The sequence below is a fragment of the Microbacterium sp. Leaf288 genome, from assembly GCF_001422925.1.
In the GTDB taxonomy this organism is placed as follows: domain Bacteria; phylum Actinomycetota; class Actinomycetes; order Actinomycetales; family Microbacteriaceae; genus Microbacterium.
Window position 1 is genome coordinate 1,089,724 of record NZ_LMNI01000010.1, and the last position, 13,775, is coordinate 1,103,498.

The 13,775-nt window shown below is 71.8% G+C and carries 9 protein-coding genes and 1 tRNA gene; 2 read left to right on the forward strand and 8 right to left on the reverse strand.

Going from position 1 to position 13,775, the window contains the following annotated elements:
• Window position 1: 1 nt before the first annotated feature.
• From ASF40_RS21090 to ASF40_RS09180, 5 genes are all read right to left on the reverse strand, one after another.
• The gene (locus ASF40_RS21090) at window positions 2-484 is read right to left on the reverse strand and encodes an FMN-binding protein (RefSeq protein ID WP_056368085.1); all 483 of its coding nucleotides are present in this window, start codon (window positions 482-484) and stop codon (window positions 2-4) included.
• Window positions 485-560: 76 nt separating this feature from the next.
• Complete coding sequence (locus tag ASF40_RS09165) at window positions 561-3,332, reverse strand: cation-translocating P-type ATPase (RefSeq protein WP_056368087.1); 2,772 nt, start codon at window positions 3,330-3,332, stop codon at window positions 561-563.
• Window positions 3,333-3,389: 57 nt separating this feature from the next.
• A complete protein-coding gene (locus ASF40_RS09170; protein WP_056368089.1) occupies window positions 3,390-4,424 on the reverse strand; it encodes a ribose-phosphate diphosphokinase in 1,035 nt (344 codons plus the stop codon).
• On the reverse strand, window positions 4,399-5,871 hold the full coding sequence (gene glmU, locus ASF40_RS09175; protein ID WP_056368091.1) for a bifunctional UDP-N-acetylglucosamine diphosphorylase/glucosamine-1-phosphate N-acetyltransferase GlmU: 1,473 nt from the start codon (window positions 5,869-5,871) through the stop codon (window positions 4,399-4,401). Before glmU ends, ASF40_RS09170 begins: the two co-directional genes overlap by 26 nt.
• 1 nt (window position 5,872) lies before the next feature.
• Window positions 5,873-5,944, reverse strand: a tRNA-Gln gene (locus ASF40_RS09180).
• Between the two features lie 104 nt (window positions 5,945-6,048).
• On the opposite strand from ASF40_RS09180, the gene ASF40_RS09185 reads away from it, so the two are divergent.
• Window positions 6,049-6,552 (forward strand): MarR family winged helix-turn-helix transcriptional regulator, encoded by a 504-nt coding sequence (locus tag ASF40_RS09185; RefSeq protein WP_045299837.1) that lies wholly within the window; start codon window positions 6,049-6,051, stop codon window positions 6,550-6,552.
• 7 nt (window positions 6,553-6,559) lie between these two features.
• On the opposite strand, the gene ASF40_RS09190 is transcribed toward ASF40_RS09185, so the two are convergent.
• Entirely contained in the window at window positions 6,560-8,374 is a 1,815-nt protein-coding gene (locus tag ASF40_RS09190) for an ABC-F family ATP-binding cassette domain-containing protein (protein ID WP_056368092.1), read from the reverse strand.
• A gap of 144 nt (window positions 8,375-8,518) precedes the next feature.
• Here ASF40_RS09190 and ASF40_RS09195 point away from each other — a divergent pair, with 144 nt between their 5' ends.
• The gene (locus ASF40_RS09195) at window positions 8,519-11,170 is read left to right on the forward strand and encodes an AMP-binding protein (protein ID WP_056368094.1); all 2,652 of its coding nucleotides are present in this window, start codon (window positions 8,519-8,521) and stop codon (window positions 11,168-11,170) included.
• On the opposite strand, the gene ASF40_RS09200 is transcribed toward ASF40_RS09195, so the two are convergent.
• Together ASF40_RS09200 and ASF40_RS09205 are read right to left on the reverse strand one after the other, a co-directional pair.
• Window positions 11,145-12,266, reverse strand: coding sequence for an ABC transporter ATP-binding protein (locus tag ASF40_RS09200; RefSeq protein ID WP_056368096.1), 1,122 nt, complete (start codon window positions 12,264-12,266; stop codon window positions 11,145-11,147). The genes ASF40_RS09195 and ASF40_RS09200 overlap by 26 nt on opposite strands.
• Complete coding sequence (locus ASF40_RS09205; RefSeq protein ID WP_235560177.1) at window positions 12,263-13,738, reverse strand: ABC transporter permease; 1,476 nt, start codon at window positions 13,736-13,738, stop codon at window positions 12,263-12,265. The genes ASF40_RS09200 and ASF40_RS09205 overlap by 4 nt, the downstream gene beginning before the upstream one ends.
• Window positions 13,739-13,775: the final 37 nt, after the last annotated feature.

Below are 13,775 nucleotides of genomic sequence, written 5' to 3' on the forward strand. Positions count from 1 at the left end.
GCTAGCTCGCCGCTTCGGACTTGATCGTCTCGATGGCCTCGTTGAAGCCGTTGCTGGTGAGCGACGATCCGGCGACGCGGCTGACCTGGATGTCGTCGATGTCCTGCCCGACCACCACGTCGGCGATGCCGCCGATGAACTGGCCCTGGTACTGCTCCGACTCGCGCTTCTGCGGGTCGCCGGTCACCTCGACCGCGGTGATGACGTCGTTCTCGAGGGTCACCGTGACGCTGATCGTCTCGACGGACTCGGGCGTCGCGTACGAGCCGTCCGCCGTGTACGTGCCGTCGGCGTACGAGCCGGTGCCGGTGTCGGACCCGGTCGAGCCGGTGTCGGTCGACGAGGACGATCCGGTGTCGGGCGTGGTGGGCTCTTCGGCCTCGGAGGCCGTGGCCGCGCAGCCCGAGAGGAGGGCGATGCCGGCGACGGCGGTCAGGGCCGCGCCGGCGCGGACGGGGCGGGAAGCGAGTGCGGTGCGGATCATGACGGTCCTCCTGGCTCGGGTCGGGCTCGTGGCGTCGACGCGATGTCCGCGTCGAAGGGGATCCTTTCAAGCCCGCCTATGAGCCGCCTTTGAGAGATGCCGCAGAGCCCGATGCGCCCCGTCGCGCACGCAGCACCGCCTTCAGCGCCTCCACCGCGAGGAAGATGCCGACCGACACGACGATCGGGAGGATCCAGGATGCCGCGGGCAGCGGCCGCGACTCGAACAGCACGTTCATGAACGGCACGTACGTGTAGACGAGCTGCAGCACCACCAGCGCCAGTGCCGACCACCACACCACCCTGTTGCCGCGCAGCACGTCGAGGGTGAGGCTCGAACGGGTGAGGAACCGGCAGTTCAACAGGAACGCGAGCTGCCCGAACGCGAGCATCAGGACGGCCTCGGTGCGTGCCACCTCGAGGTCGGCTCCGGCCGCAGACACCCCGTAGAACACGCCCATCGCCGCTCCGCCGATGAGGAGCGACACGATCAGGATGAATCCGAGCTCGCCGCGGTTGATGATCGGACCGCCGCTCGCGCGGGGCGGACGGCGCATGATGCCGCGCTCGGCGGGCTCGTAGGCCAGGGCGAGCGAGAGCGTCACGGCGGTGACCATGTTCACCCACAGCACCTGCACGCTGGTGAGCGGCAGCGCGAGGCCGAACACGACAGCGACCAGGATGACCAGGGACTGCGCCCCGTTCGTCGGCAGGAGGAAGACGATCGACTTGCGCAGATTGTCGTAGATGCGCCGTCCCTCGGCGATGGCGCTGCGGATCGTCGCGAAGTTGTCGTCGGCGAGCACGAACTCCGCCGCTTCCTTCGTGGCCTCCGTGCCTTTGATGCCCATCGCGATGCCGACGTCGGCGCGCGTCAGGGCGGGGGCGTCGTTGACGCCGTCGCCGGTCATCGCCACGACCTCGCCGTGCGACTGCAGCGCGCGCACGATGCGGATCTTGTGCTCCGGACTGGTGCGCGCGTACACGTCGACGCCCTGCACCACCTCGCGCAGCTGCTCCTGGCTGAGCGCTTCGAGCTCCGCGCCGGTGAGCACCTCCGCGTCGGCGCCCGCCAGGCCCATCTCGTGCGCGATCGCCAGGGCGGTGCCGGCGTGGTCGCCGGTGATCATCTTGACCCGGATGCCGGCGGCGTGGCAGTCCGCGATCGCCTCGACGGCCTCGGGACGGGGAGGGTCGACGATGCCCCACAGGCCGATGAACTCGAGGTCGACCAGGTCGTCGAGCGCGAACTCGTCGGTCGTGGGACGCACCGGCTTGCGTGCGGCGGCCAGGACGCGCAGGCCCTGGCCGCTGAGCTTGGCGACCGCCTCGTCCCAGCGCGCGAGGTCGAGCGGCTCGGAGCCGTTCGCGCCGCGCTGCGTGAGCGAGCGCTCGAGGAGCCGGTCGGGCGCGCCCTTCACGAGGATCGCCCGCGACACCTCACCCGCCTCGCCTCCCGAGCGCGCGCCCTCGTTCAGCGTCGCCATGAGCTTGTTGGCGGAGTCGAACGGGATGACGGCGACCCGGCGCCCTCCGGTGCTTCCGACGCCGCCCTTGATCGCGACGGCCTTGAGCGCACCCTCGGTGGGCTCGCCCACGAGGCTCCACGAGCCGTCGTCGGCTCGAACGATGTGCGCGTCGTTGCACAGGGTCGCGATCGCGAGGATCGCGGCGAGATCGCCCCGGCCCCCGGCATCCGGGTCTGCGTCCGCCGGCACGATCTCGCCCTCGGGCGCGTAGCCGAGGCCGGTGACGTCGTAGTCCGCGAGCGGGGTGACGATGTGGCGCACCGTCATCTCGTTGCGGGTGAGCGTGCCCGTCTTGTCGGAGCAGACCGTGGTGACCGAGCCGAGCGCCTCGACGGCGGGGAGCTTGCGCGTGATGGCGTTGTGGCGGGCCATCTGCTGCACGCCGATGGCGAGCGTGATCGTGACGAGCGCCGGCAGGCCTTCGGGGATCGCCGCGACGGCGAAGCCGATGGCCGCCGAGACCAGCTCGTCATACGGCATCCCGTGGAGGAACCGACCGATCATCATCATGACCGCCGCCATGCCGAGGATCACGACGGTGAGAACGCGGCCGAAGCTGTCGAGCTGACGGGTGAGAGGAGTGGCGAGCGCGTCGGCCTCGTCGGCGAGGCTCTGGATGCGGCCGAGCTCGGTCGTCGGGCCGGTCGCGGTCACGACGCCCCGGCCCTGGCCGGCACTCACGATGGTTCCCGAGAAGGCCATCGATCCGCGGTCGCCCACGCCCGCGTCAGACGCGACCGGATCGGTCGTCTTCGACGACGGCACCGACTCCCCCGTGAGGGCGGCCTCGTCGATGCGCAGCTGGTGCGCCTGCAGCAGTCGGAGGTCGGCCGGCACCTTGTCGCCCGGCATCAGCCGCACCACGTCGCCGGGGACGAGGTCCGACGCCGGGACGGTGACCCAGCTGCCGTCTCGCCGCGCGCCGGCGTCGGCCGACAGCATGCCCCGGATGCCCGCGAGCGCCTTCTCGGCGCGGCCTTCCTGCACGTACCCGATGACCGCGTTGATGATCGCGACCACCATGATCACCCAGAAGTCGAGCCAGTCGCCCATGAGTGCCTTGATGACCGCTGCACCCAGCAGGATGTAGATCAACGTGTCGTTGAAGTGCGCGAGGAACCGCAGCCACGCCGGTTTGCGCGCCGGCTCGGGCAGGCGGTTGGGCCCCGCGACTTCGAGGCGTTCCGCCGCGTCAGCGGCGCTGAGACCCCCGGCGTCCGCTTCGAGATGCTCCAGCACGTCGTCTGCGGGGATGGCCCATGGACGCGCGACGGTCAGCCGGGCCTCCGTCAGCGGTGTGGACTCGAGCGGCTGCGACATCTCTGCATCGTCCTTCCGTCGCCGCCGCGGAGCCGGGGTCCCGACTCGGCGCCGGCGTCAGGCGGCCCCGTCGAACATGCTGGTGACGGAGCCGTCCTCGAACACTTCGTGGATCGCACGTGCGAGCAGGGGTGCGATAGGCAGAATCGTAAGCGTCGCGAAGCGCTTCTCGGCGGGGATCGGCACCGTGTCGGTCACGACGACCTCATCGACCGCGGGGCTCTGCAGGCGCTGAGCAGCCGGGTCGCTGAAGATCGCGTGGGTGGCGGCGACGATCACCTTGACCGCACCGTTGGCCTTGAGCGCCTCGGCGGCCTTCACGATCGTGCCGCCGGTGTCGATCATGTCGTCGACGAGGAGGCAGACGCGCCCGTCGACGGCACCGACGATCTCGTTGACGGTGACCTGGTTCGCGACATTCGGGTCGCGGCGCTTGTGGATGATCGCAAGCGGAGCGCCGAGACTGTCGGACCACTGGTCGGCGACGCGCACCCGGCCGGTGTCGGGCGAGACGACGGTGAGGCGCTCGCGGTCCTCGGCGCTCAGCGTGTTCTCGAAGTACTCGAGCAGCACGGGCTTCGCGAACAGGTGGTCGACGGGACCGTCGAAGAAGCCCTGGATCTGCGCGGCATGGAGGTCCACGCTCATGACGCGGTCGGCGCCCGCGGTCTTGAAGAGGTCGGCGACGAGGCGGGCGCTGATCGGCTCGCGGCCGCGGCCCTTCTTGTCCTGACGGGAGTACGGGAAGTACGGCGCGACGACGGTGATGCGCTTGGCCGACGCGCGCTTGGCGGCGTCGAGCATGATGAGGGTCTCCATCATCCACTCGTTGACCGGCGGGCCGAAGCTCTGGATCAGGAACAGGTCGCAGCCGCGGATCGAGACCTCGAATCGGGTGAGGATCTCACCCGACGCGAAGGTGCGGTACTCGGTCGGCACCAGCTCCGTGCTCAGCTGTGCGGCGACCTCGGCCGCGAGCTCGGGATGGGAACTGCCTCGTGCGATGACGAGACGCTTCTTCGTCTTGGCCACGAGTCCCGGGGCGATGTCATTCGCCCGGTCGAGTTCAACGGTCTTCTTCTTGCGCGCCATCGTCCGCCTTCTGTGCGCTGCGGGCCTTGGCGGCGACATCCGCCGCTCCGGTACCCGGTCTGTTCTTCTCGACCCACCCCTCGACGTTGCGCTGAGGGGCGACGCTGAGAGCGAGGGCACCGGCGGGCACATCCTTGCGGATGACCGCCCCGGCCCCGGTCTTCGCGCCGTCTCCGATCCTAACGGGCGCCACGAAGACGTTGTGCGAGCCGGAGTGCACCTCGTCGCCGATCTCGGTGCGGTGCTTGTTCAGGTCGTCGTAGTTCGCGGTGATCGCGCCGGCGCCGAGGTTGACGTGCTTGCCGATCGTGGTGTCGCCGATGTACGAGAGGTGCGGAACCTTGCTCCCCTCGCCGATCGTGGAGTTCTTGGTCTCGACGAACGTGCCGATCTTGCCCTTCTCGCCGAGATACGTCCCCGGGCGGAGGTAGGCGAACGGGCCGACCGTGGCCCTCGCGCCGATCACGGCGAGCGTCGCATCGGTGCGCGTGACGGTGGCGTCCTCCCCCACCTCGCAGTCGACGAGGCTGGTGTCGGGACCGACGATCGCACCGGACGCGATCACCGTCGCCCGCAGGATGTGGGTGTTCGGCAGCACCGTCACATCGGGCGCCAGCTTCGCGTCCACGTCGATCCACGTCGTCGCCGGGTCGAGGATCGTCACGCCCTCCAGCTGCCAGCGCCGCACCGTCCGCGCGTTCAGGATGCGGGCGGCCTCGGCCAGCTGCACGCGGTCGTTGACGCCCAGGGCGGCCGCGGCATCCGGAGCCGTCTGCGCCGCGACGAGGAGGCCGTCGCCGCGCAGCAGCGCCACGACGTCCGTCAGGTACTTCTCGCCCTGCGCGTTCGCGGTGCCCACGAGCGCCAGCTCGGTGCGCAGTGCCTGCACCTGGAAGACGTAGACCCCGGCGTTGATCTCGGTGACGGATGCCTCATCCGCCGACGCGTCCTTCTGTTCGACGATGCGCGACACGGCGCCGTCGGCATCGCGGATCACGCGGCCGTAGCCGGTGGCGTCGTCGAGCGAGGCGCTGAGCACGGTCGCGGCCACGGCGCGGTCGCGATGGGTGCGCACGAGCGCCGCGAGAGTGTCGGCCTCGAGCAGCGGCACATCGCCGCTCAGCACGAGCACGTCGCCCGCGAAGTCGCCGAGGGCGTCGAGCGCCACCTCGACCGCGCGGCCGGTGCCGGGGACCTCGTCCTGGTCGACCACCACCACGCCCGGAACGGCACTCGCGACGGCGTCGGCCACCAGGTCGCGCTCGTGCCGCACGACCACGACCACGCGCTCGGGCCCGAGGGCGATCGCGGTGTCGAGCACGTGCCCGACGAGCGGGCGACCGCCGATGCGGTGCAGCACCTTCGGCGTCGAGGACTTCATGCGGGTGCCCTGCCCTGCGGCCAGGACGATGACAGCCAGAGCGTTGTCGCGGGTCGTGTCGGTCATGCTCCGCCGCCAGGACTCGAACCTAGACCTCACAGCTCCAAAGGCTGTCGTGCTGCCATTACACCACGGCGGACCGCGGCGCTCCCGGGTGCCGGGCGCCGCCCGTCAAGTCTGCCAGATGCCCCGTGCGCGCCCGTCCGCGTCGGGGTGTGGGGGCCGGGTCGGGATAATGGGGGCATGACGGCGCAGAGCGACGAGGTGGACCGCATCGTCGAGGCCTGGACCACGCAGCGCCCCGACCTCGACTTCTCCCCTCTCGGCGTGCTGTCGCGCGTGGACCGGCTGTCACGTCATCTCGACCGCGCGCGCCGCGACGCGTTCAAGCGCAGCGAGCTCGAGCCGTGGGAGTGGGACGTGCTCTCGGCGCTGCGCCGAGCGGGCGAGCCGTTCCAGCTCAGCCCGAAGCAGCTGCTGCAGCAGACGCTCGTCTCCAGCGGCACGATGACCAACCGCATCGACCGCCTCGTCGGCCGCCGGCTGGTGCGCCGCGAATCAGATCCCGACGACGGCCGCAGCATCCTGGTCACCCTCACGGACGAGGGCAAGATCCGGGTGGATGCCGCGATCACGCGTCTCGTCGACGCCGAGGCGCTCCTGCTCGACGCGCTGTCACGCGGCGACCGCGACCGGCTCGCCGCACTGCTGCGCAAGCTCAGCCTCGGGTTCGACGCCGCGGACTGACCCGGGCTCAGCCGAGCTGCTCGGTGAGCTCGAACCAGCGCTCCTCGACCCCGTCGCGCTCCTTCTCGAGCTCGCCGATGCGGGCCATCTCGGCGCCGAGCCCGACGTAATCCGACTGGTCGTGGTCGGCGAGCGCCGTCTTCGCGGCGGCGATCTGCGTCTCGAGCTTCTCGAGGCGGCGCTCCAGCGACGCGACCTCCTTCTGCGCGGCGCGCAGCTCCTGCCCCGACAGCGACGGCGTGGTGGATGACACGGATGCTGCGGGTGCAGCATCGGCCGCCTTCGAGGTCGCCGGCCCCGCCGTGCGCTCACGCTCGCGCAGGCGCAGGTATTCGTCGACGCCACCGGGGAGGTGGCGGAGGTGGCCGCCGAGGATCGCGTACTGCTGGTCGGTCACGCGCTCGATGAAGTACCGGTCGTGTGAGACGACCAGAAGCGTGCCCGGCCACGAGTCGAGGAGGTCCTCGATGGCGGCGAGCATGTCGGTGTCGAGGTCGTTGGTGGGCTCGTCGAGGATGAGCACGTTCGGCTGCTCGAGGAGGATCAGCAGCAGCTGCAGGCGGCGCTTCTGGCCACCGGACAGGTCCTTGACGGGGGTGGAGAGCTGAGCGCTCTGGAATCCCATGCTCTCGAGCAGCTGGCCGGGCGTCAGCTCCTGCGCCTTCGAGCCGCTGCCGAAGGTGTACGTGGTGCGCAGACGCGAGATGACGACGCGCACGGGGTCGCCGAGGTGCTCCTCGAGCTCGTCGAGACGCTGTGTGAGGGTCGCGACCTTCACGGTCTTGCCGCGCTTCACGCGCCCGGCGGTGGGCTCCACGTCGCCCGAGACGAGGCCGAGCAGCGTCGACTTGCCCGCGCCGTTGACGCCGAGGATGCCGGTGCGCTCGCCGGGGGCGATCCGCCACTCGACCGGGTGCAGCACCTCGCGGCCGTCGTAGGAGACCGCCGCATCGAGGAGGTCGACGACGTCCTTGCCGAGCCGGGAGACGGCGAGCGAGCGCAGCTCGGTCGCGTCGCGGATCTCGGGCACATCGGCGATGAGCACGTTGGCGGCGTCGATGCGGAACTTCGGCTTCGCCGTGCGCGCCGGCGCACCGCGGCGCAGCCATGCGAGCTCCTTGCGGGCGAGGTTCTGGCGGCGCTGCTCGATGACGGCCGCCTGGCGGTCGCGCTCGACGCGCTGCAGGATGTACGCGGCATACCCGCCCTCGAACGGCTCGACGATGCGGTCGTGCACCTCCCACGTGGTGTTGCACACCTCGTCGAGGAACCACCGGTCGTGCGTCACGACCAGGAGGCCGCCCTGGTTCGCCGGCCAGCGGCGCTTGATGTGCTCGGCGAGCCATGCGATCGCCTCGACGTCGAGGTGGTTCGTGGGCTCGTCGAGGAAGATGACGTCGTCGTCGCCCACGAGCAGCGCCGCGAGCGACACTCGTCGTCGCTGACCACCGGAGAGCCCCGCGACCGGACCGTCCCACGGGAGGTCGCCGAGGAGGCCTGCGATGACGTCACGCGTGCGCGCGTCGCCCGCCCACTCGTGATCGGGGCGCTCGCCGACGACGGCCTCCCGGATCGTGAGGGCGTCGTCGAGGGTGTCGGCCTGGTCGAGCACGCCGACGCGCACGCCGCCGCGCACCGTGACGCGGCCGCCGTCGGGCTCGAGCCGCCCGGCGAGCATCGCCAGCAGGCTCGACTTGCCGTCACCGTTGCGGCCGACCACGCCGATGCGGTCGCCCTCGTCGATGCCGAGCGACACCCGGTCGAAGACGACCTTGGTCGGGAATTCCAGGTGCAGGGCCTCGGCCCCCAGAAGATGTGCCATGTCCCCTCAAGGCTAGGCGACCGAGGGCGGCACCCGGCGTCACACTGCGGGGACCAGAGACCGGACAGGTTAGGCTAGGCATACCTTGGACTTGCGCCGGCGACTCTCCCCGCGGCGGCGCGTCAGGAGAAAGCCACTCCCTCTATGACCGCGACTGCGCCCGCCCTCGGCCTGTCCCTCCTCGGAGGGGATCCCGACCACACCGCGCTGATCGCAGACGGCACGCGGCTCGACTACGCGGAACTGTGCGATCGGGTGATGCGGCGCCGGGACGAACTCGGCGACGTGCGCCGGCTCGTGATGATCGCCGCGGGCAACGCGGTCGAGCCGATCGTCACCTATCTCGCCGCGCTCGAAGGCGGACACCCGGTGCTCCTGGTCTCCGGCGACGACGACGAGGCCGCGCGCGCGCACCGCGCATCGCTGATCGCACGGTTCGACCCCGACGTGGTCGCCCACGACGGGGTCTCGGGCTGGACGCTAGACGAGCGGCGCGCCGGCAGCCGCCACGAGTTCCACCCCGATCTCGCCGTCCTCTCGAGCACGTCGGGCTCCACCGGCTCGCCGAAGCTCGTGCGACTGTCGGCCGAGAACGTCCGCAGCAACGCCGCGGCGATCGCCGAGTATCTCCAGCTGACCCCGGCCGATCGGGCGGCCACGACGCTTCCCCTGCAGTACTGCTACGGGCTGTCCGTGGTCAACAGCCACCTGCTGACCGGCGCGAGCCTGCTGCTCACCGAGCGCTCGGTCGCCGACGAGGAGTTCTGGCGCCGGGCGCGCACGCATGCCGTCACCTCGTTCGCCGGCGTCCCGTACACGTTCGAGCTGCTCGAGGCGCGGGGCTTCGACGGCCGCGACCTGCCGTCGCTGCGCTACCTCACCCAGGCGGGCGGCCGGATGGCTCCCGACGCGGTGCGGCGGTTCGCGCACCTCGGCCGCGAGCGCGGGTTCGAACTCTTCGTGATGTACGGGCAGACCGAGGCCACCGCTCGAATGGCGTACCTCCCACCCGACCTCGCGATGACGCACGCCGGCGCCATCGGACGCCCCGTCCCCGGCGGCGCTTTCCGCATCGATGCCGTCGACGGCGCCGAGTCCGGCGAGCTCGTGTACGAGGGCCCGAACGTCATGATGGGGTACGCCCACGGGCCCGAGGACTTCCCGCTCGGGCGCACCGTGACCGAGCTGCGCACCGGAGACGTCGCGCGGCTGCGCACGGACGGGCTGTACGAGATCGTCGGCCGCATGAACCGCTTCGTGAAGGTCTTCGGCCTGCGCCTCGACCTCGATCGCGTCGAGCACCTCCTTGCCGACGAGGGGATCGAGGTGCGCGCGGCGAGCGCCGACGAGCGGCTGCTCCTGTTCGCGACCTCCCAGCGCGCGGCCGACCGTGCTCGCGAGCGCGCCGCGGCCCTCACCGGCGTTCCGGCGCGGGTGATCGGCGCCCACGCGGTGACCGAGTTCCCGCGGACCTCGAACGGCAAACGCGACTACGCGGCGCTGGTGCGCTTCGCCGCCGCGCACGAGCGCAGCCCGGCCGCCCTCCGACCGACGGATCCGGCCGTCGTCACCGCCGAGACCGTGCGCGACCTGTACGCGACGCTTCTGGGTGAGCCCGACGCGGGCATCGACGACACGTTCGCGGGGCTCGGCGGCGACTCTCTGAGCTACGTCGAGCTCTCACTGCGACTCGAGGAGATGGTCGGCGCGCTCCCCCGGGACTGGCCGACACGCACCCCGCGCGAGCTCGCGGCATCCGCTTCACCTCTGCAGCTGCCCGTCACGAACACGGAATCGGAGGCCGCGCCCGCGGCTGCGGCGGCGACGTCGGTCATGCGCCCCTGGCGTCGCCGGTTCTCGTGGACGCGCCTCGAGACGCCGGTCGTGCTGCGGGCGGCGGCGATCTTCGTCATCGTCGCGACCCACGCCGATCTGTTCGCCCTCAAGGGCGGTGCGCACCTTCTCCTCGCCGTCGCCGGCTACAACCTCGCGAGATTCCAGCTGGCGCCCGCCCCGGGCACCGCGCGCCTGCGGCGCCTCGGGCGCAGCGCGACCCAGCTCGCGGTCCCCGCGGTGCTGTGGATCGGCGCGGTGGCGCTGGTCACCGGCCAGTACGCGCCGACGACCGTCGCGCTCCTGAACAACTTCGTCCCCGGCGACGGCCGGTGGAACGAGCAATGGCAGTTCTGGTTCCTCGAGGCGATGCTCTGGTCGTTCGCGGGCGCAGCGGCGCTGTTCGCGGTGCGCCGCATCGAGCGGCTCGAGCGCCGGGCGCCGTTCGGGTTCGCCCTGGTCGCGCTCGCGGTCGCGCTCACCGCCCGCTTCGCGATCACCGGGCCCACCGCCGAGTACGTGGAGCGGTACTCGGCACCGGTCGTCCTGTGGCTCGTCGTCCTCGGATGGCTCGTCGCTCGAGCGGACACGACCGCCCGGCGCATCGTCGTCTCCGTGGTCGCCGTCGCAGCGACCTTCGGCTTCTTCGGCGAGCCGTGGCGCGAGGCGATCGTAGCGGGCGGGATCCTCGCCCTCGTCTGGGTGAGGGCCATCCCGCTCCCCCGCCTCGCGGTGCCGCTCGTCGTCACCGTGGCCGGAGCCTCCTTGTTCGTGTACCTCACGCACTGGCAGGTGTATCCGCCGTTCGAGCAGAGCGCACCGTGGCTCGGCACGCTGCTGTCGTTCGTCGTCGGCGTGATCGCGTACCGGCTGTACGTCAGTGCCGGCGCCGGTGCTGCGGTCGGGTGGGCGTGGCTGCGCCGCGCGACGGCACCGGTCAGCCTGCGGCTGCGCCGCGCGTGATGACGCTTCCCGTCGCAGTGGCCTCGCCTGCCGCGGCGTAGAGCACGACGCCGCCTTCGACGATCACGCGCACGGCAGTGCCGGGCGCGAACGCGGCTGCGCGGTGCTGCGGCACGCGGTACATGAGCTCGGCCTCGAACTCGCCGGTGCCGACGCGAAGCCGCAGATCGGCGGTCGACCCGGCCGGACGCACCGCGACGACGGTGCCGTTCGCCACCGGGGCCAGCGTGGCGGCCGCCCCGTGCGCCGCCGCGGCCACGCGCAGCTGTGCGGGCCGCACCATCGCCCGCACGCGCGAGGCTCCGCCCGACAGGTCGTGCCGCACGGCCAGCCGACCGAACCCGCACTCGACACCGTCCGCGTCGGAGCGCGCGGGAACCACCAGTGCATCACCGAGGAACAGCGCCACGCTCGCGTCGATCGGGGCGTCGTACACCGCCATCGGGTCGCCGGACTGCACGAGGCGCCCGCCGACGAGAACCCCGACCTGGTGGCCGAACGACAGTGCCTCGTGCTGATCGTGCGTCACCAGCACGGCAGTGACGCCGCTGCGTTCCAGAACGTCGACCACGGCGTCGCGCGTCGCGGACCGCAGGCCCGTGTCGAGCGCGCTGAAGGGCTCGTCGAGCAGGATCACCCCGGGATTCTGGGCGAGAGCGCGCGCCAGCGCCACCCGCTGCTGCTGACCGCCGGACAGCTCGTGCGGCATCCGCGCGGCGAGGTCAGGGTGCAGGGACGCGAGCTCCAGCAGTTCGCGCACGCGGGCCGCGCGACCGGGTCCGCGCGGAAGCCCGAAGGCGATGTTGCGGGCCACCGACAGGTGCGGGAACAGCGCGCCGTCCTGGGCGACGTAGCCGATGCCGCGCCGGTGCGTGGGCACGGTCCTTCCGTGTCCCGACAGCTCGCGATCGCCGAGGCTGATCACCCCGGCGTCGGGCTCGACGAATCCTGCGACCAGGCGCAGCAGCGTGGTCTTGCCGCTTCCGGAGGCGCCGACGAGTGCGAGCCGCGTGCCGCGGGGAACGTCGAGCGAGACGTCGCGCAGCACCTCGGTGCCGCCGTACGCCTTCGACACACCCTCCAGCCGAAGAGTCATCTGAGGGTCCTCCCCGTCGCGTGCGTGAACATCAGAGCGACCGCGGGCACCGACAGGAGCACCAGCAGCACCGCGTAGGGTGCGGCGGTCGGGTAGTCGAGGGCGGATGCCGCCGACCAGAAGCTCGTGGCCACCGTGCTCGTGCCGGTCGGGGCGAGCAGCAGGGTCGCGGTGAGCTCGTTGGCCGCGCCCAGCGCCACGAGGGCGGCGCCGGCGCCGATCGCCGGGAGCAGCAGCGGCACCGTGACCCGCAGCCGGGCGGCGGCAGGAGGCACCGCCAGGGCGCGCGCGGCCTCCTCGAGCGACTCCGGCACCTGCGAGAGCCCGGCGCGCAGCGGCACGAGCGCCCGCGGCAGGAAGATCACGACGTAGGCCGCGACCACGGTGAACGCCGTCTGGTAGAGCGACGGCGCGAAGGCGAGCGTCACCGCCACGAACGAGAGCGCCACGATGATCGCCGGAAGGCTGCTCGCGAGATAGGCCGCACCCTCGAGCAGCCGTGACAGCCGTCCCGGGTAGCGCACCGCCAGCCACGCGAACGGGAGGGCGACGGCGATGGTGCAGAGCGCACCCGCGAGCGCGAGACCGAGCGTCTGAAGCGCCGCGATGCCGACGTCGCCGAAGGCTGCGGCATCCGCTCTCATGAGCCATCGGACCACGCTCGTCAGCGGCACCACGAGAGCGCCCGCCAGCACGGCCGCCACCGCGGCGAGCGCCGGCACCGTCAGCGGGCCGAGCCCCAGCGTCTCCGCCGGGTGCGGAGAGCCGCCGCCGACGCGGGCGTAGTGGGCGCGGCCGCGGGCGGCCGACTCGGCGCCGAGGAGGATCAGGCACAGGAGCGCGAGCACCAGCCCGAGCGCGGCCGCGTTCGGGCCGGCGAACATGCTCTCGTACGCGACGACGATGGCCGTGGTGAACGTGTCGAAGCGCAGGAACGCGAACGCGCCGTACTCCGCCAGGAGGTGAAGGGCGACCACGAGGGCGCCGCCGAGCACCGCGAGCCGCAGCTGCGGCGCGACGACGCGGAAGAAGACGGCCCACGAGCCCATGCCGAGGGAGCGCGCTGATTCCTCGAGCGCAGGGTCCAGACCCCGGATCGCCGCGAGGGCGGGCAGGTACACCAGCGGGAAGTAGGCCAGCGTCGCGACCAGCACCGCCGCCCACAGTCCGTTCATCGACGGGATGGCGCTGGCCCAGCCGTAGCTCGCGACGAACGCGGGGATCGCCAGCGGAGCGGCCAGGGCGACTTTGAAGATCCCGCGGCCCGGCAGCGTCGTGCGTTCGACGAGCCAGGCGCCGCCCACGCCGAGGACGACGGTCGCGGGTACGCCGATCACCACCAGCAGCACCGTGTTGACGAGCAGCTCGGCGACCTTCGGCCGGAAGACGAGGGCCGACAGCTGGTCCCACCCCATCGCGAACGCCGCCTGGACGACGTAGCCGATCGGGATCAGCGCGCCGAGGGCCAGCACCGCGACGACGACGACCAGCCCGGCGGGCGGACGCCTC